The organism is Staphylococcus sp. GDY8P119P (genome assembly GCF_017892075.1).
GTDB lineage: Bacteria > Bacillota > Bacilli > Staphylococcales > Staphylococcaceae > Staphylococcus > Staphylococcus ureilyticus.
This window is the reverse complement of the sequence record NZ_JAESKJ010000006.1, coordinates 813,246-838,838: the sequence shown is the minus strand read 5'-3', so window position 1 is coordinate 838,838 and position 25,593 is coordinate 813,246. Positions and strand designations below refer to the sequence as shown.

The 25,593-nt window shown below is 31.5% G+C and carries 25 protein-coding genes; 7 read left to right on the top strand and 18 right to left on the bottom strand.

Annotated elements, in window-relative coordinates; all coding sequences use genetic code 11:
- Window positions 1–37 precede the first annotated feature (37 nt).
- From sbcC to sosA, 8 genes are all read right to left on the bottom strand, one after another.
- Window positions 38–3,064, bottom strand: a complete 3,027-nt coding sequence (gene sbcC / locus KA830_RS08125) for an exonuclease subunit SbcC (protein WP_204180047.1) — start codon at window positions 3,062–3,064, stop codon at window positions 38–40.
- Window positions 3,061–4,194 (bottom strand): exonuclease subunit SbcD, encoded by a 1,134-nt coding sequence (sbcD, locus tag KA830_RS08120; protein WP_064209000.1) that lies wholly within the window; start codon window positions 4,192–4,194, stop codon window positions 3,061–3,063. The genes sbcC and sbcD overlap by 4 nt, the downstream gene beginning before the upstream one ends.
- Before the next feature lie 175 nt (window positions 4,195–4,369).
- On the bottom strand, window positions 4,370–4,837 hold the full coding sequence (locus KA830_RS08115; protein ID WP_046208561.1) for a CcdC family protein: 468 nt from the start codon (window positions 4,835–4,837) through the stop codon (window positions 4,370–4,372).
- Between the two features lie 246 nt (window positions 4,838–5,083).
- On the bottom strand, window positions 5,084–5,269 hold the full coding sequence (locus KA830_RS08110) for a hypothetical protein (RefSeq protein WP_046208562.1): 186 nt from the start codon (window positions 5,267–5,269) through the stop codon (window positions 5,084–5,086).
- A 312-nt stretch (window positions 5,270–5,581) separates the two neighbouring features.
- Window positions 5,582–5,821, bottom strand: a complete 240-nt coding sequence (locus KA830_RS08105; protein WP_019467986.1) for a YneF family protein — start codon at window positions 5,819–5,821, stop codon at window positions 5,582–5,584.
- A gap of 210 nt (window positions 5,822–6,031) precedes the next feature.
- Entirely contained in the window at window positions 6,032–8,020 is a 1,989-nt protein-coding gene (tkt, locus tag KA830_RS08100) for a transketolase (RefSeq protein ID WP_145381769.1), read from the bottom strand.
- Window positions 8,021–8,096: 76 nt separating this feature from the next.
- Window positions 8,097–8,345: a DUF896 domain-containing protein gene (locus tag KA830_RS08095; protein WP_046208564.1), complete on the bottom strand. Its 249-nt coding sequence runs from the start codon at window positions 8,343–8,345 to the stop codon at window positions 8,097–8,099.
- Window positions 8,346–8,468: 123 nt separating this feature from the next.
- Window positions 8,469–8,702, bottom strand: a complete 234-nt coding sequence (gene sosA, locus KA830_RS08090; RefSeq protein WP_107525846.1) for a DNA damage-induced cell division inhibitor SosA — start codon at window positions 8,700–8,702, stop codon at window positions 8,469–8,471.
- Window positions 8,703–8,844: 142 nt separating this feature from the next.
- On the opposite strand from sosA, the gene lexA reads away from it, so the two are divergent.
- The gene (gene lexA, locus KA830_RS08085; protein ID WP_046208566.1) at window positions 8,845–9,468 is read left to right on the top strand and encodes a transcriptional repressor LexA; all 624 of its coding nucleotides are present in this window, start codon (window positions 8,845–8,847) and stop codon (window positions 9,466–9,468) included.
- 188 nt (window positions 9,469–9,656) lie between these two features.
- On the opposite strand, the gene KA830_RS08080 is transcribed toward lexA, so the two are convergent.
- From KA830_RS08080 to rpsN, 3 genes are all read right to left on the bottom strand, one after another.
- Entirely contained in the window at window positions 9,657–10,673 is a 1,017-nt protein-coding gene (locus KA830_RS08080; RefSeq protein ID WP_107525847.1) for a CAP domain-containing protein, read from the bottom strand.
- Between the two features lie 20 nt (window positions 10,674–10,693).
- Window positions 10,694–11,671 carry a GMP reductase gene (gene guaC, locus KA830_RS08075; RefSeq protein WP_204180048.1) on the bottom strand — a complete coding sequence of 326 codons (978 nt, stop codon included), beginning with the start codon at window positions 11,669–11,671 and terminating at the stop codon, window positions 10,694–10,696.
- Window positions 11,672–11,862: 191 nt separating this feature from the next.
- The gene (rpsN, locus tag KA830_RS08070; RefSeq protein ID WP_046208569.1) at window positions 11,863–12,132 is read right to left on the bottom strand and encodes a 30S ribosomal protein S14; all 270 of its coding nucleotides are present in this window, start codon (window positions 12,130–12,132) and stop codon (window positions 11,863–11,865) included.
- Window positions 12,133–12,355: 223 nt separating this feature from the next.
- Between rpsN and rpmG the strand changes: the two genes are divergently transcribed.
- Both rpmG and KA830_RS08060 read left to right on the top strand, forming a co-directional pair.
- On the top strand, window positions 12,356–12,505 hold the full coding sequence (gene rpmG / locus KA830_RS08065) for a 50S ribosomal protein L33 (protein ID WP_017724369.1): 150 nt from the start codon (window positions 12,356–12,358) through the stop codon (window positions 12,503–12,505).
- 350 nt (window positions 12,506–12,855) lie between these two features.
- Window positions 12,856–13,104 (top strand): hypothetical protein, encoded by a 249-nt coding sequence (locus tag KA830_RS08060; protein WP_046208570.1) that lies wholly within the window; start codon window positions 12,856–12,858, stop codon window positions 13,102–13,104.
- A gap of 329 nt (window positions 13,105–13,433) precedes the next feature.
- On the opposite strand, the gene KA830_RS08055 is transcribed toward KA830_RS08060, so the two are convergent.
- Entirely contained in the window at window positions 13,434–14,921 is a 1,488-nt protein-coding gene (locus KA830_RS08055; protein WP_046208571.1) for a catalase, read from the bottom strand.
- A gap of 223 nt (window positions 14,922–15,144) precedes the next feature.
- Between KA830_RS08055 and KA830_RS08050 the strand changes: the two genes are divergently transcribed.
- Both KA830_RS08050 and KA830_RS08045 read left to right on the top strand, forming a co-directional pair.
- On the top strand, window positions 15,145–16,590 hold the full coding sequence (locus tag KA830_RS08050) for an amino acid permease (RefSeq protein ID WP_204180049.1): 1,446 nt from the start codon (window positions 15,145–15,147) through the stop codon (window positions 16,588–16,590).
- A 203-nt stretch (window positions 16,591–16,793) separates the two neighbouring features.
- The gene (locus KA830_RS08045; RefSeq protein ID WP_046208573.1) at window positions 16,794–17,108 is read left to right on the top strand and encodes a hypothetical protein; all 315 of its coding nucleotides are present in this window, start codon (window positions 16,794–16,796) and stop codon (window positions 17,106–17,108) included.
- Between the two features lie 274 nt (window positions 17,109–17,382).
- On the opposite strand, the gene KA830_RS08040 is transcribed toward KA830_RS08045, so the two are convergent.
- From KA830_RS08040 to KA830_RS08025, 4 genes are read right to left on the bottom strand one after another with little or no spacing between them, the layout of a single operon-like run.
- On the bottom strand, window positions 17,383–18,186 hold the full coding sequence (locus KA830_RS08040; protein ID WP_064209007.1) for a Cof-type HAD-IIB family hydrolase: 804 nt from the start codon (window positions 18,184–18,186) through the stop codon (window positions 17,383–17,385).
- 53 nt (window positions 18,187–18,239) lie between these two features.
- Window positions 18,240–19,151 carry a homoserine kinase gene (thrB, locus tag KA830_RS08035; protein ID WP_204180050.1) on the bottom strand — a complete coding sequence of 304 codons (912 nt, stop codon included), beginning with the start codon at window positions 19,149–19,151 and terminating at the stop codon, window positions 18,240–18,242.
- 1 nt (window position 19,152) lies between these two features.
- Window positions 19,153–20,214, bottom strand: a complete 1,062-nt coding sequence (thrC, locus tag KA830_RS08030) for a threonine synthase (RefSeq protein ID WP_046208576.1) — start codon at window positions 20,212–20,214, stop codon at window positions 19,153–19,155.
- 5 nt (window positions 20,215–20,219) lie between these two features.
- Complete coding sequence (locus KA830_RS08025) at window positions 20,220–21,503, bottom strand: homoserine dehydrogenase (protein WP_192946296.1); 1,284 nt, start codon at window positions 21,501–21,503, stop codon at window positions 20,220–20,222.
- A 192-nt stretch (window positions 21,504–21,695) separates the two neighbouring features.
- On the opposite strand from KA830_RS08025, the gene KA830_RS08020 reads away from it, so the two are divergent.
- Complete coding sequence (locus KA830_RS08020) at window positions 21,696–23,063, top strand: aspartate kinase (RefSeq protein WP_064209011.1); 1,368 nt, start codon at window positions 21,696–21,698, stop codon at window positions 23,061–23,063.
- A 96-nt stretch (window positions 23,064–23,159) separates the two neighbouring features.
- On the opposite strand, the gene KA830_RS08015 is transcribed toward KA830_RS08020, so the two are convergent.
- Both KA830_RS08015 and KA830_RS08010 read right to left on the bottom strand, forming a co-directional pair.
- Complete coding sequence (locus KA830_RS08015) at window positions 23,160–23,753, bottom strand: hypothetical protein (RefSeq protein ID WP_210122819.1); 594 nt, start codon at window positions 23,751–23,753, stop codon at window positions 23,160–23,162.
- 111 nt (window positions 23,754–23,864) lie between these two features.
- The gene (locus KA830_RS08010; protein WP_239436888.1) at window positions 23,865–24,311 is read right to left on the bottom strand and encodes a DeoR/GlpR family DNA-binding transcription regulator; all 447 of its coding nucleotides are present in this window, start codon (window positions 24,309–24,311) and stop codon (window positions 23,865–23,867) included.
- 283 nt (window positions 24,312–24,594) lie between these two features.
- On the opposite strand from KA830_RS08010, the gene KA830_RS08005 reads away from it, so the two are divergent.
- A complete protein-coding gene (locus KA830_RS08005) occupies window positions 24,595–25,458 on the top strand; it encodes an NERD domain-containing protein (protein ID WP_046208581.1) in 864 nt (287 codons plus the stop codon).
- Window positions 25,459–25,593 lie beyond the last annotated feature (135 nt).

The window sequence follows — 25,593 nt, the reverse complement described above, 5'->3', positions numbered from 1 at the left end:
ATTACTGTTCATAAAGTAATTCACTGCTTTTATGCTTTTATTGTTTTATAAACTTTGTTTTACTTTGGTATTGTTCTGTCTGCACTTCTAAAATAAGTGGAATACGTTGCTTTAATTCACTAACATGAGAAATAATTCCAACCATTCTTCCAGAAGATTTTAAACTAAGTAGTGTATCCAAAGCAGTTTCTAGGGTCTCCTGATCTAAAGTACCAAATCCTTCGTCTATAAACATCGAATCTAATGCAATGCCACCAGATTCCTGTTGTACTACTTCACTCAGACCTAAAGCCAGCGCTAAGGATGCCTGGAAGGTTTCTCCTCCTGATAACGAAGTAATATGTCTTTTCTTATTAGAGTGCGAATCAAATACATCTATTTCTAAGCCACTATACCCTTTTGAAGTTTGTTCCCTTCTAACTAATTGATACCTTTCACCTGTCATCAATGATAAGCGTTGGTTCGCATGCGCAAGTATACGTTCTAAATAATAAATTAAAACAAAATTTTCTAAAGTTAATTTTTGTTCATTTTTCCCAGATAAAACTTCTGCTAATTGAAAAACTTCTTGTTGTTCTTGTAGTTCTTTTTCTAAATGATTTATAATAGCATAAATATTATCAATTTTATTGTTGTTAAACTCAAGTTTATAATTATGTTTACTTAACATCGCTTTGGCATGATCTAGTTGTATTTTTTCCTGCTCATAATCTTTTTTTAATTGATTAATATCACATAATTCTTGGTCATTAATTTCTGTTTCCAGCTGTTTGATGATAATCTCAAATTGTTGTTTCTCTTGATTAAATTTGTTGATTTCTGCTTCTATTTTCGTTTTATTAGGAATTTCATTAATCGTGTGTTCTACATCTTTTAATGATGTAAAGCCAATTCTATTCATTTCATTGTTGATTTTATGGTCCGCTTCTTTAATATCCTTTTGCAAACTCTCTTCAGTATTGTCAAGATGTGCTTTGTTATTCATTTCTAGTGACAATGCGTTTTTAGATTCTTGAAGTTGCTGTACTAACCATTCATATTGCTTTTGATAATCATTGACTTTCACTAATGAATTGTCATAAGCAGTAATAAATTTATCCACGTCTGTATATTGTGTTGTATTTTCAAAATCATTTATCATCAATGTATTTTCATCTAATTTGAATTGTTGCGTTTTTAAATCCAATTCTAACTCATGTGCTTTCTGCCTTAGATTAAAAATTTTCTCTTGAAGGTTTCTAATTACTTCATTTTCCTCTTCTAGCAATCTTTTTTCTTTTAATAAGTTATCTTTAGTTAATTCCAGCTCAGTATAATTTGTTTTTTCTAAATCATCTAAGTTAAATCTATGTAACTGTTCTGAAATGTGATGCCATTCACTATCATATTTAATTTTTTGCTCTTTTAATTTTAGACGTTGTTGTTCTATATGATCAAGCTGACTATGTCTTTTGGTAAGTTCATCAAAATCTATATGATGTTCAATTTCATGAATTTCATTGCCACAAAGCGGGCAAGTATCACCTATAGCTAGCACTGATTGTAACTTAGATATCATATCTTGTTTATTATTTAAATCTATATTAGTTTTATCGATTGCTTCATATTTAGCGTCTAATGTACGCATTTCAGATTGAATATATTCAGTTTGGTTTGTTATGTTAGTTTGTCGCTTTTGCAAGTCTTGATATTCGTTTTTATTCAACTCATTTTGTTTGTTAACCTTAATTTCATAATCCAACTGATGTATTTTTTCATTAAGTTGTTCATTTCTTTTATAATCTGGTTCTCTGTCATTTAATTTTTCAATATATTGATTAAGTAGTTGTTTTTGTTGCTCATACGTTGATTTTAACTCGACATATGTGTAATTTAAATTTTCTCTTTGTTGATATATATCTTTATACTTATCAAATTTATTGTAAAATATTTTAGAATTTTCTATAAATGATTTCGATTTCTCTATTGTTTCAGATAGTTTCTGATGTTTTTCAAATTGTTGCTCGTAGTCTTCTAATTGTCTTTGTAAATTTGAAATGACTGCTTTTGTTTCTGTTTTATCTTTTTTTATCTCTTCGTGCTTTTTTAAAAGTTTCTCTTTTGAATCAAGTAAATTAGAAAGTGGTCTTACCTCATTGATCTCATTTAATAGTTTTATTTGATTTTTTATATGATTTTCATTGGATAACAAATCTTCTTGCTTTTGCTTATTTTGTTCAAGACTTGTCATAGCATCTTGAAGTTTTAAATTACGATTTAATAAATTTTCAGCTTGCTCAAATTTTTCAATACTTCTTTTTTCAGCTGCTAATAAATCATTTTGAATAGATTCGCCTATACTTTTGAATTGTGGTATTAATGCTTTAATTTTATCAGTTTGTCTTGAACTAACTTCTTTATATTCTTTTAACACACTATCATCAAAAGTATCCAAATCCATCCAATCCGTTTCAAGTGTATGATATCGCTTTTCAATATTCGCCCTTACCTCTTTAACATCATCATTTAACAATTTTTGTATTTCTTCAAATCTTTGACTATTAAACAATGTTCTTAGTATTTCTTGTTTTTCTATACTTTTAGATAATAAGAAACGTTTAAATTCACCCTGAGGAAGGATAAATAATTGTCTAAACTGTTCCGAATTAACTCCAAGTAACGATCTAATAAATTGATTTCCAGCATTCACTTTACTTTCACGTAATTCATATGTATCTTCAAGTTGATAAATCGAAAGTTGTCCAAGTGTTTTATTTTTATTGCCTTCTTTTACAAATGCACCTTGTCGATTAATTTTATAAATACTATCTCTCAATTTAAACTCGAACTCAACGACCATTGGTAATTTAGCATCTGCAAAGTGACTACGTAAATCCCCTTCGTTTCTATCTTTTGTCGATGCTTCACCAAATAAAGCGAACACAATAGCATCAAATATCATCGTTTTCCCTGATCCCGTTTTTCCGCTAATTAAAAACAATTGATCATTGTTTACTTGTTGAAAATCAATTGTTTCATCTAAAAAAGGGCCGAAATTAGTTAATTTTAAAGTTAAAGGTCTCATTTAGTCTGATCTCCTTCAAGTAAATGATTTAATACTTTACCAATTTTATTATTTTGAACGCTCGTTAATGTTTCATCCGTCATATTTTCAAAAAATTTATTAATGATTGTTTTATCATCTAATTTTTGTATTTCTATATTTTCATGATGTAACGAGGTATTAAATTCAAACGAACTATTGGTAAGTGACAACGTGTTTGGATAAATTTGTTTCAAATGCATCATTGGATCACTAACATGTGACATGTGTTTTAGTTTAAAATGTAAATAATTGTTTTTATCTTTTATGTCTAATTTTTCTTGGATAGCATCTTCGTAGTCCCCTTCAATGACTTCTAATTGTCTTAAAGGTGTTAATGGTTTAAATTCATTTTTTAATTTATGATCTATCACTTCAATTACCCTATAACCTTTAGGTTGTGTAGCTTCTGAAAAAGAATATTGTAATAAAGAACCACTATAATGAATAACATCCGAATTTATACTAAATGGATGATGTAAATGCCCTAACAATACTGCATCAAATTGTTGGAATGAATTTTCTGCAACTGATTCAACAGTGCCAATTGTCAATGCTCTTTCAGATTCGCTGCGAATACCACCTTGGACTGTGAGATGTCCTACCAGCATATTCACTTTATTTTCATTTATATTCTGCGTTATAAATTCTATTGATTTATTCACGGCTTGTTGATGCGTTTCAATCGTTTTATCATTAAAAAAATAACTTGTTTCATTCACAGTAGAAAATGGTAATGTATAAAAATCAATATTTCCAATCGAAATAGGATAACACATATCTTCTAATGAGGTTCTAATATAAAGTTGAGATTTTTCAAACCACTTTGAGCCATAATTTAACCGTTCTTTACTGTCGTGATTTCCACTTATAATCACTAAAGGAATGTTCATTTCTAAATTTAACGTATTAATTGTATTTTCTAATAACTGAATTGCTGCTTTGTTCGGATAACTTGTATCGTATAAATCACCTGCTATTACGATTACGTCTGGTTTTTCGTCGTTCATTTTATCTATAAATTGGTTTAATATATGTGATTGGTCTTCCAGTAAAGATTTTCCATTCAAAATCCTACCTAAATGCCAATCAGCTGTATGTATAATTTTCATTCTATCACTCCTAATAGAACATCCGTTCGATTTTATGATATAATACTCCAACTTAATACTCAAGTAATTTCTCAAAATATAAAACAGGCTACTTAAATTCCGTGATTTTTAAGGAAATTTAGTAGCCTTTTGTATCAAGCATATTCAATTACACTAGTATTATTACATATTTCGCTTATTTAATTAATGTTTTCTTAACTTTTTTATATTGATATAACATAGCCAATCTCCAAGGTACAATCATACAAAATGCTAGTAAGAAAAACATGCCAGCAATTTCACCTGGATCTATTTTATTACTAATAAATATTTTTATAATCGTTCTAATCAACAATAGCGAAATTAAGATAATAGGAAAAGCTTTAGATCGCTTCATATATATTTCACTACCGTATGTCTCAAAACGAGACGTCCAAATCAATATCGTTGAGAAAAGCACGCCTAATATAATGCATTCTATTATTTCCATACCTGTTAACCTGAAATAAGGAACAACATACATTAATGCACCTGTTGCCATAAAAAACGGCGGTAAAATAATTTTCTTTTCATTCACTGGATATTGTTGCGCCTTCATTCTTACAACGATTACCCCAATACCCATTAAAAAAGCTACAACTATAGAAAAAACTAAATATAACATGCTTACACCTTCTTTATGTTACTGGCTAAATCTCCACCTAAAATAGTATATCATTTTACTATTTAACATTCAGTAATTTTAATATGTTTCATTTAATCTGTATAACATGTTATTTAGCCTTATTTGTAGATTTCAAAATTCAATTATGTATATATCAAATGATTAATGCCAACGTCGAGAGGTATTGATAGAAAATTACTCAAAATAAAATAAGCCTTGTTTCAGACTTATCTTATTCATTGCTATTTAAATAGCGCGTGTTGTATCACAAGCTGACAATGCATTTTCTAAAGTATATCTAAGATAATTCATATCATGCATTTGCATCGCATTGTGATATTCTTTGAAAGCTTCATCAGTAGAAAAGTTAATATGCATATTTGCTAGTCGATCTAAAACTTCTTTGTCTTCCATGTCATAAGCACTCTTCACTTATTAATACCTCCCTTATATATACAAATTATAACAAATATGATTTTACAATCAAATATTTACTGAATATTTAAAAAATAAATTACATTCACTTTCACTTTAATTATTTTAATGCCCATTTAAAAAACTTAATCCATCTATAAAATTTCGAATCATTATAGTATGGTTTGCAAATAGCAAAATTAAGCACCATCACATTTATATGACCGAACCTAGATTATATTCTCATTTTTTAAATATAATAGGTATTTGTTCAAACCAAAAAAGCTGACGATTTACTAGTAGGTAGTAATCATCAGCCTTCACAAGACGTTATTTCTTCTTCTTGAATGCGTCGTCTTGATTTTTATTCATCATTGTCATCATTTGATTTATTTTCTTTTGAGATGGTTTTTGACCCATCTGCATCATCATCATTCGTAGCATTTCTTCATTAATTGGCGGGTTCTTTTTCAAATAATCCATCATATATTTTCTCGCAAGGAAAAATCCACCGACTAGTCCTAGAATAAGTGCTAACACGATTAATAAAATTGCTAACCAAGTTGCCATTGTTTCACCCACTTTCCTATCCTAATGCATTTTACTAAAATAAGCACTCCTTTTCAAGAGTGACTCAATTCATTTATATTTCCAACCTTATGTATTATATCAATTATAATTTCAGTTTGTAAATATAATCCAATTTTTATTTATAAATAAAAATTGGCATGAGAACAAATGCTCTCATACCAAAATATTAGCTATCTTTTATACAAATGATTAGAACGATTGAATTTGATTTAGGACGTTTTCTTTAGTGAAACCATATTTTTCAACTACTAAATCACCAGGCGCACTTGCACCAAATCCATCAATACCAATAACTTTACCTTCAGTACCTACATATTTATGCCAACCTAATGATGATGCCATTTCTATAGCTATACGTTTTGTAATTGAAGATGGTAATATTGATGCTTTATATTCATCTGATTGTTGATCAAATGCATGCCAGTTAGGCATTGATACAACACGTACACCTTTACCTTGTCCTTCTAAATCTTTAGCAGCTTCAATAGCTAAATTAACTTCTGAACCTGTAGCTAATAATAAGAACTCTGGATCTTTATCTGATTCAAACACCACATAAGCACCTTTACGTACACCTTCTTCAACAGTTTCTTTAGGTAAATCCATTGTTGTTAGGTTTTGACGCGTTAGTACTAAAGATGTAGGCGTACTTTCTGATTCCATCGCTACTTCCCAAGCTACACGTGTTTCATTACCGTCTGCTGGACGAATAACATTCATGTTTGGAATTGCACGTAAACCAGCTAATTGTTCGATAGGTTCATGTGTAGGACCATCTTCACCAACAGCAATTGAATCATGTGTAAAAATAAACGTTGAATTTAATCCCATGATTGCTGATAAACGAAGTGCTGGTTTTAAATAGTCACTAAAGACGAAGAAAGTTGCTCCATATGGGTGTAAACCACCATGAGCTGCCATACCATTCACTGCAGCCCCCATTGCAAATTCACGTACACCAAACCAGATATTTTTGCCTTCAGGTGTATCTTTATCAAAATCAACCGCATCTTTAACGTTTGATTTATTTGATCCTGCTAAGTCAGCTGAGCCACCAAAGAATGAAGGCACTGTTTTACTAAGTGCTTGAATGACTTCACCAGAATCTGCACGTGAAGCTCCACTATGTCCTGCTTCAAATTCTGGCAATTCATCTGAGTAGTTCGTTGGTAATTTACCACTGATTGCTAACTTAAATGTTTCAGCTAATTCTGGATATTTTTCACTGTATGTTTCAACAAGTTTATTCCAGCTTTCTTCTTTTTCATTAGCACGTTTCAACATTGTTTGTTGGAAAATTTCATATACTTCATCAGGTACGTTAAAGCGTTTTTCAGGATCCAAACCATAGTTTTCTAATGCTAATTTTCTTTCTTCTTCACCTAATGGAGCTCCGTGTACACCATGAGAAGCTTGTTTGTTTGGTGCGCCGTAACCTATGATTGTTTTTACTTCGATAATTGTTGGTACATCAGAAGCTTTAGCTTCTTTAATAGCATTATCGATAGCATCTATATCATTACCATCTTTAACTAAAATATGTTCCCAACCATATGACTCAAAGCGTGTTTTAACATCTTCAGAAAATGCTTTGTTTAAATCACCGTCTAAAGAAATGTCATTTGAATCATATAACACGATAAGCTTATCTAATTGGTTATGACCAGCTAATGATGCAGCTTCATGCGAAATACCTTCCATTAAATCCCCATCAGAAGCTATCACATAAGTATGGTGGTCTACTACGTTAGCGTCTTCTTTATTAAACTTACCAGCAAGATGTTTTTCAGCCATTGCCATACCTACAGACATAGCAAAACCTTGTCCTAATGGTCCAGTTGTTACTTCAACACCATCTGTATGTCTAAACTCTGGATGACCTGGAGTTTTTGAACCCCATTGTCTAAATTGTTTTAATTCATCCAATTCTAAACTACCTGAAACATGTAATAAACTATAAAGCAACGCAGAACCATGCCCTGCAGATAATACAAAACGATCTCTATCAAAGAAATCTTTTGATTGGGGGTTGAAATTTAAGTGGCGTGTCCATAATGTATATGCCATTGGAGCAGCTCCCATTGGTAATCCAGGGTGACCTGAGTTTGCTTGCTCAACAGCATCGATACTTAAAGCTCTTATCGTATCTATTGCTAATTGATCTTTTTCTTTATTCATCTAAATGACTTCCTTTCTTATAGCAAGTTTCAGTACTATTATACCTTATTTAGTATTTATTTAACAAAAAATTGATTTAGTTATTATCTTTTTTATCTTTAGAATCTAATATTTTTTTCACCTTTTCAGGTGTTACATCATTGCCCTCGGGATCAATGACTCTTGTACTTTCAATTTGTTTTTTAAAGCTTTTTCGGAAAGAATCTAAATATGCCTTCCTTAATTTCGATTGCTCTTTTGATTCAGATTCAGTTAACCCTTGTTCCTTTTTCTTTTTTGCTAACTCATTTATACGCTTAATATCTACGGCATCATTTTTCGCCATAATAAACCTCCGTAATTCATAATATAGAAAATATAACAAAAAAATAAGCGAAACTAAATAGTTACGCTTATTTTATCATTTTCCTAAGCAAATTCACTTTCACAATAAAAGTGGCTTAATATTTTATTTGGCTTTAGCTAAAAATTGATTAAGTGTCCGTTCGCTTTTTTCATCTGAGTTCATTTGATACTGTTCGTCTTTTGTAGAAACATTTGTCATTTGATGATCTGTCATTTCGTACGTCTGTTCTGATTCCGTATTATAATAAGCAGTCAATATGAATACAGTACATAAAACCATTGTAGCTAACAATACTGCAATATAAGGTTTGATTTGATATATATATAGTTTAAGCATATAAGTCACTCCTAAGAACGTTTGTTTGTAGCTATACTTTATCAGAACATCTGTTCTCTGTCAATATAAAAACGAACAAACGTTTGTAAACGTTAATAATACATGCTATAATAAAAATAAATTAATGTAGGGAGTGCCTATTATGAGAGAATTAACTAAGCGACAAAATGAAATTTTTGAATATATTAAGCAGACTGTTCATTCAAAGGGTTATCCGCCAAGTGTTCGAGAGATTGGTGAAGCTGTTGGTTTAGCATCAAGTTCAACTGTGCACGGACATCTTTCTAGATTAGAAGAAAAGGGTTATATAAAAAGAGATCCAACTAAACCACGTGCAATCGAAATCGTTACCGAACAATTAGGTGAAACTGTAAACATGGAATCCACAATCCACGTGCCAGTCATCGGTAAAGTAACAGCAGGTATACCTATCACTGCTGTCGAAAATGTTGAAGAGTATTTTCCGTTACCTGAGCACTTTACATCTACACATAACAGTGATATTTTCATCTTAAATGTTGTTGGTGATAGCATGATTGAAGCTGGAATATTGGATGGCGATAAAGTTATCGTAAGAAGCCAAACGATTGCTGAAAATGGTGATATTATTGTAGCCATGACAGAAGAGAATGAAGCTACAGTCAAACGTTTTTACAAAGAAAAAACACGTTACCGTTTACAGCCGGAAAACAGTACAATGTCGCCAATCTATTTAGATCAAGTTGCTGTGTTGGGTAAAGTTGTCGGCCTATTTAGAGAAATTTAATTTTATAGATAAAGACACTCTCAATAAATAAGAGGCTACGCTCTAAGCGTAGCCTCTTATTTATTGTCATTTTTTTCTAAAACATCTTTTACTTTTTCTAGTATATCTTCTGTTTGATCTTTTTTATTTGTTGTCATAATACCTCATCCTCACAGAATACAGATACCCTTTTCAACAATGTATAAACACTATCCCGTATAATTTTCAGTCCAATAAGGTTGTTTGTGTTCATTAAAATCAACTCCGACACCTAACGTACTAAATTCATCTTTAAGGATATTTTTTCTATGGCCTAAAGAGTTCATCAATCCTTGATGAGCATATATACTACTTGGTTGACCATAAGCTAAATTCTCGCCAGCTGCATTAAAATCATGGCCATCTTGTTCTAATCTATCAAATGGTGAATCACCAGATTGATTATTATGGTCAAAATAATTATTCTCAGCCATATCAGTGCTGTGTTTACGTGCTGTATCAGAGATAGCCGTCGAATAATCTAACGTATTTAACCCATGTTGTACTCTTTCAGCATTGACCAAATCAAGGTTTTGCAGTTCAAAACCTTTTGCTAAATTACGCGATGGTGTTGCATATTGATTTTGAAGTCTATTCTCCATTTTTTCACTTACTAATAGTAGCGCAGTAAGATTATTGTCATTATGTTTGTCATAAAAAGCAGTTGTGTAAATGTTGTCTTTTTTAAAATTGTCAAATTCATTATCGCGAACGTCTATACTTAAATGACCTTTGCGTTTTGCAGTTATCGGATCACCTAATCGTTCTCTAACTATATCTTTAGGAGTGTTGTATTTGATTTTAGATTTTGAAGAAATAACATTTTGATTACTGTATAGTCCGTTCACTTTACCTTTAATATAACTTACCATAATAAAACGCTTATAATTCTCCGAATAGTAAGTATACCATTGCGTACCATATTCATTTGAAGTAACACGTTTTGCCTTACCTAGTTTTGTTTCAACTTCATCCTTTGACATATTCATTTGAATGTTATTCAAAGCAAATTCTTGCTCATCAGGTACTTTTAAAGCATTTTCAGTTTGTGACTGTTCAGAAGAAGACCAACTATCTACTTTTGCTTTAAATTGTTGCTGTAAATTTTCTAAAGGTGTAAATGCTTTGATTGGAGTAATTAAAACAATACAAAGAAATACAATTACATATAATAAAAATCGTTTAATTTTTTACACCCACTAGTTTATTAGTCTCTATCTCCATTAAAGATTGAGTTTCTTACTATAACATAATCCACTTTAGTCAATGAATTTAAATCATTGCCACCTGCATATGAAATAGAACTTTGTAAATCTTGTTGCATTTCAATTAATGTGTCTTTCAATAAACCTTTATGCTCAACAAACATTTTTTTGCCTTCAACATTTTTGTGTTCACCTTTTTGGAATTCTGACGCACTACCAAAATATTCTTTATACATTTTTCCATCTAATTCAACGGTTTCACCAGGTGATTCTTCATGTGCAGCAAACAGTGATCCTACCATAACCATTGATGCACCAAAACGAATTGATTTAGCAATATCACCGTGAGTTCTGATTCCTCCGTCAGCTATTATTGGTTTTCGTGCAGCTTTACTACAATGGTTCAACGCGGCTAATTGCCAACCACCTGTGCCAAAACCTGTTTTAATTTTTGTAATACAAACACGACCTGGTCCAATACCAACCTTAGTTGCGTCTGCACCAGCATTTTCCAGTTCACGTACGCCTTCCGGAGTACCAACGTTACCAGCGATAACAAATGCTTCAGGTATGTGCTTTTTAATATGTTTAATCATATTAATGACAGCATCTGAATGACCATGAGCGATATCAATTGTTATATATTCAGGAATCACATTATCATGTGCTAATTTTTCAACAAAATCAAATTCACGCTCTTTGATACCAACTGAGATTGAAGCAAATAATCCTTTATCATGCATTTTCTTAACAAATGGTATACGCGCTTCTTCATCAAATCTATGCATAATATAGAAGTAATCATTTTCAGCGAACCATTCTGCTAACGTCTCATTCATTACTGTTTCCATGTTTGCAGGTACCACTGGCAATTTAAATGATTTTGGTCCAAATTTCACAGTAGTATCACATTCTGAACGACTATTTACAATACATTTATTTGGAATAAGCTGTATATCTTCGTAATCAAATATCTTCATAATTAAATAAACCCCTAACATTTATTAATAAAATAGTATTTAAAGGTAAGATTTTCAAATGAAATTCATAACTATAACTGAAAATACTTATACATACGATAGTTATTTCCGAACAATGACATTTAATTTATCTTTACCAATAGTTAATATACATGCTTTTACCTTAAATGTAAATGAACTAAAGTCTGAAATTACCAACTTGATTTTTTTACGCCTGGTATTTGACCTTTATGCGCATGTTCTCTAAATGCAATACGTGACATTTCAAACTTTCTGAGCACCCCTCTTGGACGGCCAGTTACTTTGCATCTGCGTGTCAGTCTTGTCGGTGAAGCATCTCTAGGTAATTTGCGTAATGCTTCATAATCTCCTTGCTCTTTCAATGCTTTTCTCAATTCGTAATATTGTGCTACTAAGCGTTCTCTCTTTTGTTCCTTAGCAATTTTGGATTTTTTAGCCATAATATTCTCTCCTTTTAAATCGTAATAATTACGTTTTGTATAATAACACATTCTATTCATTTATCAAACTAAAATAATTAAATGATTAAAATCCAAATAATAATTATCAATTTAAAATATAATTAACTATACACTTTTCAAAATTAAATCTTATTGAAATTAATAATAGAATATGGTAATATTTTAAAACGTAATGATTCCTGTTAAGAAAGAGGTGTTAACTTTGCGCGTAAATATAACATTAGCTTGTACTGAATGTGGTGATCGTAATTATATTAGCACTAAAAACAAGCGTAATAATCCAGAACGAATTGAACTTAAAAAGTTCTGTCCACGATTAAATAAATACACTTTACATCGTGAAACAAAATAATTCTGTGCTTTCATTATCTTTTTAATACGACACTTCAAGCTAATTGTCTGGGGTAAAACATCTCAGACTTAGCGTAAACGTCAATTCTATTTCATTACAATAGAATTGACGTTTTTTATTATATAGTCATTTTATTAGTTTCAACATTCATTGAAAAAATGGTGATTTAAAAACTTTAAATACATAAAATTACTATCGCTTATTACAAATTATAATTTATTCACCAATTTTAATAGTTATTTAACAATAAAGTGTTTAATTAACACTTTTAAATAAGTTAAGTGTCTATTAATCATGGTCCCCAAGCCTTATAATGAAATCGTATATTAAAAAATATGGAGGCGTTTTATATGGAAAATCGTCATATTACTGATAATCAAAAAAAGCACATAATCAATTCAATAACGGAGAAAACAAAAGATAAAAGCGTATGTAACTGTGAACATCCAAATATTGAAATATTAGATGGACATTATTTTCTACCATTGTTAACAGCTTCTTTAGGAAATGATCCAACACCTATGATAACTTTATTGTGTAATAATTGTGGGAAAATGCATTTCTATTCACAAAACTTCTTAGGTATAAAAACACGGTAAAGATTTTTAATAACTGTGTTATAAAATTAGGTATCATTCAGTCGAACATTATGTTGTTAGCGTTAATTAAACAATTCTTTAATAGCTTACAATTCTCCAACTTTGTAAGCTATTTTTATAAATGGAACAACTTAAAAACTAAACCATACTTAATACTTCAGCACGAAATATAAAAATGGATGATTTTTTACAATATAAAGTAAAAAATCATCCGTTTAATATCATATACGCATTACAGATAACTCAAATATTTAGAATAAATGAACTGTTTTCATATCATTCTATACGCGAATAGAACATGGTTATGCATGTATAACAAAATACACTTATTAATCTGCAATTTCTAGGTCTACATCATTAATGTCAATGCCTAGTGCTTTCGCAACACCTTTACCATACTCGCTATCCGCTTTATAGCAGTGACGAATATGACGATGTTGTACCTCTAAAGTAGTACCTTGCATTTCATTGGCTGTATTTTCAAAAATACGTTCTTGTTGTTCTTTTGATTGTAATCTGAATAAACGACCTGGTTGTTCGAAGTAGTTATCATCGTCTTCTCTGAAATCATATTCATAAGCTTCTCCTTCAACTTTAAGCCCAGGTTTTTTAAATTCAGGTTGATCTTCAAATGAGCCATCACTATTTGGATAGTAGTGTGTACCGCCACCTTGATTATTATCAAGAATTCTCATTTGACCATCACGACTGAATGGGCAAATATTTTCAATGCCTACACCTTTAGGTTGGTTAACTGGGATTTGCCAATGGTTCACACCTAATCTATAACGTTGCGCATCACCGTATGAGAATAATCTACCTTGTAACATTCTGTCTGGAGAGAAATCTATACCAGGTACAATATTTGTTGGTGCAAAAGCAGCCTGTTCAACATCTTGGAAATAGTTATCTGGATTACGGTTAAGTTCCCATTCCCCAACTTCAATAAGTGGGTAATCGCCTTTATACCAAACTTTAGTTAAATCAAATGGATTATCTTTATGATTTCTAGCTTGTTCTTCTGTCATTACTTGTATATATAATTTCCATTTTGGATAATCTTTATTCTCAATTGCTTCAAATAAATCACGTTGTGATGATTCTCTATCATGAGCAATGATATTAGCAGCTTCATCAGGTTGTAAGTTTTCAATACCTTGTTGTGTTCTGTGATGGAATTTTACCCATACACGTTCACCTTTGTCGTTATACATTGAGTACGTGTGTGAACCAAAGCCGTGCATATGTCTAAAGCCTTTAGGAATACCACGGTCTGACATTAAGATTGTGACTTGGTGCAATGCTTCAGGCAATGATGTCCAGAAATCCCAGTTGTTTTGTGCGCTTCTCATATTTGTTCTTGGGTCACGTTTTACAGCGTGGTTTAGACTTGCAAATAATTTTGGATCTCTAAAGAAGAATACTGGTGTGTTGTTTCCTACTAAATCCCAGTTTCCTTCATCTGTATAAAATTTCAACGCAAATCCACGGATATCACGTTCAGCATCAGCCGCACCTCTTTCACCTGCTACAGTTGAAAAACGTGCAAACATTTCCGTCTGTTTACCAACTTCAGAAAAAATGCTTGCTGATGTATATTGTGTAATATCATTTGTAACTGTAAATGTACCAAATGCACCTGAACCTTTTGCATGCATACGTCTTTCAGGTATAACTTCTCTATCAAAATGAGCCATTTGCTCTAAAAAGTACCAATCTTGCATTAATAATGGACCTCTAGGGCCTGCTGTCATACTATTTTCTCTATCTGAAACTGGTGCGCCAAATAAGCTCGTCAATTTTTTCTTGTTACTCATAATATTTCCCCCGCTTTTTCTTATTAATAATAATTATTACCTAGTACTTATTTTAATCTATAACATTTGTAAAAGCAACTCACAATACATGTATAAAATAACAATTTTCAAAATATTTGAACATTTTATGGCTTTAAAGTCATAAAAAGCATTGCTCTTAAATCATAAAACCATTAAAATGAAGAATATATTTAAAATTCAATAGACTATAGGAGACTGTATTATGGCACAAAACAATATGAATCGTGGTCTAAATTCAAGACACATTTCTATGATAGCAATTGGCGGTGCAATTGGCACAGGCTTGTTTGTAGCTACTGGAAGTGTAATATCACAAGCTGGACCAGGTGGTGCAATATTAGCTTACTTGATTATTGGTGTAATGTTATATTTCTTAATGTCTTCAATTGGTGAACTTGCTACCTTTTACCCTGTATCTGGTTCTTTTAGTTCTTATTCAACCCGTTTTGTTGATAGCTCCCTAGGTTTCACCATGGGGTGGCTATATTGGGCAATTTGGCTATTAGTTACAAGTGTTGATATTATTATTTCTTCAAGTGTAATTTATTATTGGGATTTCTTCCAATTTTTCAGCCCAGTTACTTGGAGTATTATCTTCCTTGCTATACTTTTCTTACTTAATATTTTCTCTGTAAAAGCTTTTGGTGAAACAGAGTTTTGGTTATCTCTTATCAAAGTTGCAACAATAATTATTTTCATCGTTATTGGTGTATTAACGATTATTGGTATCTTAGGTGGAAAGACATATGGTTTAGGTAACTACGTAACAGGAGAAGCTCCTTTTGTAGGAGGTATCTCTGGCTTCCTGGGTGTTTTACTTGTCGCTGGATTCTCTGTCGGCGGTACTGAAGTCGTAGCCGTAACAGCTGGAGAATCTTCAAATCCAAGTCAATCCATGCCAAAAGCAATTAAACAAGTATTTTGGAGAATATTATTGTTCTATGTTTTATCAATCGCCGTTATTTCAGCAATCATTCCTTACACAGATCCATTGTTATTAAACAAAAGTGAATCTGTCTCACAGAGTCCTTTTACAATCGTTTTTGATCGTGTAGGTATTGCATTTGCTGCATCTGTTATTAATGCTGTTATTTTAACTTCATTATTATCTGCTGCAAATTCAGGTATTTATACTACAAGTAGAATGTTGTTCTCAATGGCTGAAGATAAACAAGCACCTAGATTTTTGAGTAAATTAAATAAAACTACAAAGTTACCTTTAGTATCATTGTTCGTAACTTTTATGATCGTTTTATTAATAATTATAATTGCTCAGTTTAAATCAGATATCGTCTTTTCATTATTAAATATTATTGGTTCTTTAGTCATCGTTGTTTGGGCTTCTAGTATCGTAGCACAAATCCGACTGCGGTCTGCGATAAAAAAACAAAACAAGAACCCTAATGAAGTACTACCTTATAAAGCTCCCTTTTATCCATTAGGGCCAATCATAGTTATCATTGCGTTATTATTCTTATTCATAGGAAATTCAATTGGTGCAATTTTAGCAGGCGACATTAGTGTCTTAATTAGAAACCTATCGCCAATGATCATTTTAGCCATCATATATTTTGTCCATAAATTATTGCGACAAACTAAAATTGTTAAACTCGAAGACATTGATTTAAAAGAACATGATTATAATTAATGAACTGCACTGTAAAAGTATTTTAAGATACTTTTTGCAGTGCTTTTTTAATATTAAAAACCTTACAGTTATTTATTACCTACCTATTCTAAAATAAACCTTTATCATGAGATTTTATAATAATTAAAAACATATCATATTTTCAGATAGTCAAAATTAGGGTATAATGAAGTTAATAATTTAATGACTTAGAGGTGGAAATTATGATTGGACAAACAAACCTATTTGACGATATTTTAGAAACTGATGAACGTTTCGTTATTGTTGTACAATCACTTGAAGAAAGACATGATCAACTAATCAAACGCACATTAAGAGAGTACCCAAGTTTAGATCACTCACAAATGGAAAGTCTTTTTAGCCATCTTAAAGAACTATTTTCAGAAGAAGCATTTGAAGACAATCAATCAGCGTTTTCAATTACGGTTTATACCAATTTAAATTATGCAGCAGATAATGTCTATGCGCATGTTAAAAGACATCGAGGTAAAAATGAATGGACACATACTGCAAAATAAGTACTTACTTAAGATGAGTCTGAGATATAAAATTCTTGGACAAATGTGACGTATTTTAGCGAAACGCTTGAGGAAACAGGACAAGCTGAAGACTACAGGTTAAAGCTATCATTCAAAAGGCGAGTCAATAATAGGAAGTATTAAATAAATGAAGCACTCAGATGATATAATTTAATTCATCTGAGTGCTATTTTTAGATTTGTGCCCCACTCTCATCTATATTCAGAATGAGGTTTTTGAATAAGATTATCAATCAATGACATAATACAACATTTTAATTGAGTAAAGATTTCAGAGTATGTGGGATACCATCATTATCATTTGTTAAAGTAACTTCATCAGCAACAGCTTTGACATCATCATTTGCATTACCCATAGCAACAGCTTTACCAACTACTTTTAACATCGATATATCATTCGAACTATCACCAAAACCAATAACTTGAGATAAGTTTATATCTAATTTTTGACACAACTCGGTAATCGCATTGCCTTTTGATACGCCCTGAGCCATAAATTCTAAGAAAAAAGGTTTACTTGTAGTAACATCGATGTTTTCATTAAAATGACCATCTAAATTATTTCTAATACTTGTAATATTTGGAACATAATCAATGCCCATAACTTTAGGTACATCTTGTTGAATATATGCTTTTAAATCATCTACCTGTTTCATTGGCAGGCCTGTGAGTTCTGATTCAATGTTCATATATTCATGCTCACCCTCATAGACGATATAACCATCTTGATAAGTTAAAACAAACAAGCTATGTGCTCTACAAAAATCAACAATACTATCAAAATCAGATTTTGATACAGTGCGACTCACTTCCACTTTTTCATCAGAAACGTTAACCGTTTTTCCACCATTATAACTTATGACATAACTTTTATATTGGTCTAATTTCAAATGTTTTGCTGTAGGCATCATACCATCTGTTGGTCGACCTGAAGCAAGTACAACTTTATAACCTTGCGCTTGGATATTCATTAAATACTTGGCTGTTTCAGCGCTAACTTCGTTATCCGAAGTCATTAATGTATCATCCATATCCATCACTATTAATTTATATCCCATCTTATAATCTCCTTTCAACATCTACAAAACTATATTATAACAAATCAATCAAACTAATATACTACTTCAGATTCAACACCTGTGATATTGACTGTAACGAGTTCTGATCGACAATTCGTAAATTCACGTTTCAATTCTCTTACTAGTTCGCCGCTTCGTTCAGGTGCAATCAGGGTTAATACAGTTGGTCCTGCACCACTAATAACAGTAGCATAAGACTTATATTGTTTTGCAATCTGTTTAATCGTTTGGAATTCTGGGATTAAATGTTGGCGATATGGTTCATGAAAACCGTCTTGTTCCATCATTTTGCCTGCCAATTCATAATTCTGTTGTATTAAAGCACTAATCATCGTATTACTGATTGCACTATTTCTAACAGCGTTTTTATGCGAGAATGTTTCCGGCAAGACATTCCTTGAAAGCGTTGTACTCAATTCATTTGATGGTATTGTAATGATAATATCAGCTTTTGGCGGGTCAATATATGATACATCCGTCACTTTTGTTTCAGGATCATAATATCCTAAGACAAGCCCACCATAAATCGTGGGTGCCACATTATCAGGATGTCCTTCAAATTCAGTTGCCAACTGCAATAATTCATATTTAGAAAGCTCTATATCACCAAAATAATTCGCTATGTATAATCCACCTACGAGTGCAGAAGCAGAGGAACCTAAGCCTCTTGCTAACGGGATTTCACTTCTCATTTCAATAGATAGGGGCGGTAAAGTCACATCATATTTATTGGCTACTTGCTGTGCAATTTGATAAATATAGTGTGTTTCATCTGTTGGTAATGATTCAACATTAGGGCCTATATGTTTAAATGACCATCTATTGCTATTATTGATACGCACATCAAGATACAAAAATTTATTTAATGCCATTCCAATAGAATCAAACCCGACACCTAAATTAGCAGTAGATGCCGGTATTTTTAAATGTAAGTGTACACTCATACTAAAGTGCTCCTTTAATATATTCTAAAATGCTTTCTCTATCATTTGGTAGTGGCTTAATTGGGTTATCTAATAATGAAATAGCTGTATCTGGATCTTTTAAGCCATTACCAGTCAATACTGACACTACGCGTTTACCCTTAGGTAACTTACCAGCACGATGCAACTTAATCAAACCAGCAATAGAGGCATTACTTGCAGGTTCACTAAATATACCTTCTTTTTGAGCCATCAATTGGTATGCTTCTAAAATTTCTTCGTCTGATACACTATCAATGAGGCCTTGTGATTCTTTTAGGGCATGATTAGCTTTATCCCAACTTGCTGGGTTACCAATTCTAATTGCAGTAGCTACCGTATCTGGATTCTTCACTACTTTATTTTGAACGATTGGTGATGCACCTTCGGCTTGGAACCCGTATAAATGAGGAAGTTGTGTATCATTTACGTCATGATACTCTTTAAATCCTTTCCAATATGCTGAAATATTACCAGCATTTCCAACCGGAATCGATAATATATCTGGTGCTTGACCATTCAGCTGTTGAATTACTTCAAAAGCGCTTGTTTTTTGACCTTCAATACGATAAGGATTAACAGAGTTCACAAGCGCGATTTCACCATTTTTAGCCACTTCTTGTACAATTTCAAGCGCTTCATCAAAATTGCCTTCTATAGAAACAATTTCTGCACCGTACATAACTGCTTGTGACAATTTACCTAAAGCTATTTTCCCTTCTGGAATAACAACAATCGCTTTTAAGCCTGCTCTCGCAGCATACGCTGCTGCAGAGGCTGACGTATTGCCAGTTGAAGCACAAATCACAATTTTCTTGCCTTCTTCTTTAGCTTTTGCCATAGCCATTACCATGCCTCTATCTTTGAATGAACCTGTTGGATTTGCACCTTCATACTTAACATGTAATTCAATACCAAGCATTTCAGACATATTCTCGCAATATATCAAAGGCGTATGACCTTCATTTAAACTTACTTTTGGTGTATTAGCTGTCACTGGTAAATATGCTTTAAATTCTTCTACAAGTCCTTGCCAATTTTTCATAAACATTAAACTCCTTCAACTGGATATATTTTCTGTACTACATAGCCTGATTCTTGAATCGTTGCTATCGGTGATTCATCAATACCTATAATAACCACACCTGCAGTATGTGCATCACGTTCAGCCACTACTAATGATTTATGAACAGGTAATTCGCCTTTTAACAAGGTTTCAACTTGTTTTACATCTTCCCCATCTGTTTGGACTACAACATAATAACTTTCCTTACCTTTAATAACAATCGTATCTTCTTCTTCATTCATCATTTCTTTGGTTTCTTCAGTTTTTAATTCAAAATGCGGGGGTAACGTATGTAAATTAGTATCAAAATTAAATGTTACATTTAATAAATCACTGACAACAGCACTTCCTGTTGCTAAACTACCCGCACCTTTACCATAAAACATTGTTTCTCCAACAGCATCACCAATAACATAAATCGCGTTAAATTCATCTTCAACAGACGCTAACTGATGGCTTTTATCAATCAAAGTTGGTGCAACAGATGCATTGACCTGAGCATTTTCATATGTACCTTTACCTATCAATTTTATCTTATAGCCAAGTTTATCAGCTACTTTAATATCTGGTAGCGTAACATCGCTAATGCCATATCTATCAACTTCATCTAAATTAATTACTTGGTTAAACGATAAATACGAGGTAATGACGACTTTTCGTGCTGCATCAACACCTTCAACATCATCAGTTGGATCCGCTTCTGCAAACCCTAAACGTTGTGCTTCTGCCAAAGCTTCTTCAAATGATGTCTCTTCTTGAGTCATCTTACTTAAAATAAAGTTAGATGTACCATTTAAAATCCCCATAAACTTACTTATATTATTAGCATTTAAACCATTGTTTATCGCATTTACAATAGGAATACCGCCTGCAACACTAGCTTCATATTTTAAAGCAACGTCATTTTCTTGCGCTAAATGTTCTAACTCTCGTAAGTTTTCAGCCAACAAATCTTTATTTGCTGTAATCACATGTTTTTGCTCACTCAATGCGCGTTTTAACCATTCTACTGTAGGTTCAACGCCTCCGAGCACTTCGACGATGATATCTATTGAGTCATCATTAAATATATCTTCTATATCTTCTGTTAAGTTATATTTTGATGTGTTAATAGGCCGTTTTCTAGACTTGTCACGTACTAATATATGTCTAATATTAATATCTTTATTCATCGTTTCTCTAATTTGTTCTCTATTTTCTTCTATTATTTTTACTACACCAGAACCTACTGTTCCTAAACCAAGTAGTGCTACATTTAATTCTTTCATGTTTTCATTCCTCCGTTTGTTTATCTAAAAAATACAATTGTACAGTTGAAAAATACTTGAATATGGTATAGTATAAATTCATTCATTATTTTTGTAAAGTCTACGTATATTTAAAACGTATATATATATTATCACTCCTGTGATAAAAACTAAACTAAATTTTCTGATTTTTTAGAAAGGTTGTATAACATTATGAAAGTAACTAAATTCGGAGGAAGCTCTGTTTCCAATGCAGAGCAAATTAAAAAAGTATTAGATATTGTTAATTCAGATGAAGCTCGTAAAATTGTAGTTGTTTCAGCTCCAGGAAAGCGCGATAAAGATGATGTAAAAACCACTGATTTATTAATTCGACTTTACGAAAAAGTAATAGAACGATTGGACTACACTTCTAAAAAAGAGGAAATTATTCAACGCTACAAGGATATTATTAATGAACTCAACATGAGCGACACACTTTTAAAAACAATTGATGAGACTTTAGAAAATTACATAGCAACATTGAGGAAAAAACCATCAAGACTACTTGATGCTCTACTTTCATGTGGCGAGGATTTTAATGCTCAAATTATTGCAGAATATAATAACAGCCAAGGCATTCCAACGCGCTACATTTCACCTGGAGAAGCTGGTATTACCGTTACAGATTTACCTCAAAATGCGCAAATCTTAAATCAATCATATGAAGCACTGTATAAATTACGGTCATTTGAAGAAAAGTTAATCATTCCTGGATTTTTTGGTATTTCAAGACAAAATTACGTGGTCACATTTCCTCGTGGTGGTTCAGATATAACAGGAGCCATAGTAGCAAGAGGTGTGAGAGCGGATTTATATGAAAACTTTACAGATGTTTCAGGCATTTTTAGAGCCAACCCTTCTATTGTTAAAAACCCTGAAGTCATAAATGAAATTACCTATCGTGAAATGCGTGAGTTGTCTTATGCTGGTTTTGGTGTATTCCATGATGAAGCGTTACAACCATTACACAAAGATAGAATTCCTGTCGTTATAAAAAATACAAATAGACCTAATGATATAGGCACCTATATTAGACATGATAGAGAAATTGATTCAAATAGTGTTGTAAGTGGTATTAGCTGTGACAAAGATTTCACAGTATTAAATATTAAAAAATACCTTATGAATAGACAAGTTGGTTTTACACGTAAAATATTAGCTGTACTAGAAGACTATAATATTTCATTTGATCATATGCCATCAGGTATAGATAACATTAGTATCATCATGCGCTCTAAAGAGATACAAAACAAAGAGGAACAAGTACTTAATGATATACGTAAAAATTGTGATGTAGATGAGTTAAGCATTGAACATGATTTGGCAATTTTAATGGTAGTTGGTGAAGGCATGCATAGAATTGTTGGCACAGCTAGCACAATTACGCATGCACTTGCAGAATCAAATATCAACTTAAAAATGATGAACCAAGGCGCCTCAGAAATTTCTATGATGTTTGGTATCGATGTGACAGATGCCGAGAAAGCTGTCAATGCGACTTATGAATATTGTTACACTAAAAATTGTTTGAATATTTAAATAATAATTCAAAACTTTATGTCTATAAAAAAATCCTTCAAATCGTATAGTCTCATTTGAAAGTTAATGAATACTATTGAATGATTTGAAGGGTTTTTAAATTGCTTTTTTTTCAGATATAAGTGCTTGGTTAATACGTTCATCTCCGACTACTAAGCGTAAAATAACAAATTGATAATAACTTAATGAATCAATTACGCTTCTATAATTCGGTAATTGATGATAATCAATCGGATCTAATAATTCATACATTAACACAATTTCAGGTTTAATATAATCTACATCCCATTTGATAGAATGAAAATAAATATGCTTTTCAGGTAATCGAATATTGTGATTCCATCTAAACATCCATTCATCATTTTCTACGTCATAAACGATGATTGTCATGATTAACTCATCATTTATATAAATATTTGCGTGAGTAACATCTACAAATTTTAACTTTGAAAAATCAGTAGTAGTATTTGTACCGTCATGTAACACAATCGTATTATCTTTAGGTATAAACTTTAAAACTTCACCTAGATATTTTCTTTCGACACTAATATCAACCTTATCGTCTAAATTAAACTCATCATGAAGAAAGAGTTGTTTTGCGACTTCACCATTATATTTAAACAGTTCAGGTACATTTTCAGTTAAATTTTTTACAACTTCTTTAATATTTTTATTATTACTAACTGCCAAATCTGTACCTCCTATCAAAAGTAAGCGTTTCCATTAATAATCATTATATTATTTGTTGCCGTATTTTTCAATGTGAAAAGCACAAAAATGTGAACTTAAACACATTTTTATTTAAAACTTGCCAATATAGCTATAGTCTTGTCGATTTTGTAGGTTCAAAATGCTCGGTCTGTTAACAATAAATAATGCTTCTGAACTATGGTATAAAGCCAACTGAATTTTAGCAATTTCTGGCAATGTTTGATACAGCGCCTTATCTACCATGTAAGGTGCAGTTGCAAAATAGTAACGAATGCGGTATCTCGCAAATGTTTGGATCACTTCCGAACCAGTAATAATATGTAGTGCATTGTCTACTTTTCCATTCGGCATTATGATATTAAAATCAGTGTATCTTGCGACATATTTAATGATATCTGTTGAAAAAGTAATCACTGAAATTTTAAGATTAGCATCATATAATTCGTCAAGAATTTGATAATTAACTGGATGATTATCGAATGCAATAACATCTTCATTATTTATATTTTCTATTATGTAGTTGATATATTTTTTCATAGTCGTCAATTCAATGTCCTCCAAACAGACTTTTCAATACTTAGTTTCATTGATAATATATGTATTACCCGATTTAGCACTTATTTAATAGGCATATATGTTTTTTAATTCATTAATTTCTATAATAAATCAAATCGCTCTATTATATATTAAGTAGGAATTGCTTATAATTAAAAAATATGATTATACTAATATTGAACTTATTAGTTAGTTGTATTTGTACTAATATAAATAAAAGAGTAAAATATAGTTTATTAAAAATATTTAGATTAGGATGATACCAATGTTTTTCCCGATTATTTTAGCAATAATTATTGTAATACTATTATTAGTTATTATTATTGAAAGAAGAGTGATGAATCATAAGCTTGAGACTGAATCATACGCAAAAGATCAGTTAATAAATAAAATTAGTATCATCACGCGTGAAAACACATATTTAAAAAATCAAATGCTTGAAAAAGATGTAAATAATGATACACATCATCATGGATTAAGAAAAGCAAAACAGGATTTAAACGACATATTAAATCAATATCGAAGTGAAGGTTCAATTTCATTTTTTGATATTATCACAACTGGAAATTTAGCAGTGAAACATCCTTTGTTTGAATATGCTAGAGCTTTCGATTACATCGTCATTACTGAAAAAGGATTATTTAATATCAATGTGAAAAACTGGAAGCAAAAAACATTTTATCATTTCACGGTTGACCCAACAAATGACACACAAAATAATGGAAGCGATACAGTAAATCAAACGGTTGGACGTTATATTGCAAACCAATTCCACAGTCAATTTCAATCAACACGACCAACAACATACACATTTGTTGAAAGAATTAGAAATAATTCTATTATTTATGACTTTTATAACTATGATCCATATGAACAGTCTTCAAAAAATGCCAAAGCATTGGAAGATAGAATTGCAGACCAATTAAACCACAGAATTCAAAATATTGGTTTAGTTTATTTTACAGATGGCAGCGTCAATTTAATTGATGGACCTACAGAAAGACAAGATTTTGTAGAAACAGTTTCATCCAAATCTTCACTAAAAGAAGTCATTGGTGAGACGATTGTAAATGCTCAAGAATCATTAACTGAGGCACAATACAATGAATTGCTTGCACATTTTCACTAATTAAAAGGTATTTAAAAAGCTGCAATAGAGATTTTGTTACGTGACATCATATCTGAAAGTGATTTAAATGAAAGAATACAAACTTAGATTAAGTAAAGTTGAACACAGACAAACAAGCACGGTTAAAATCATAAA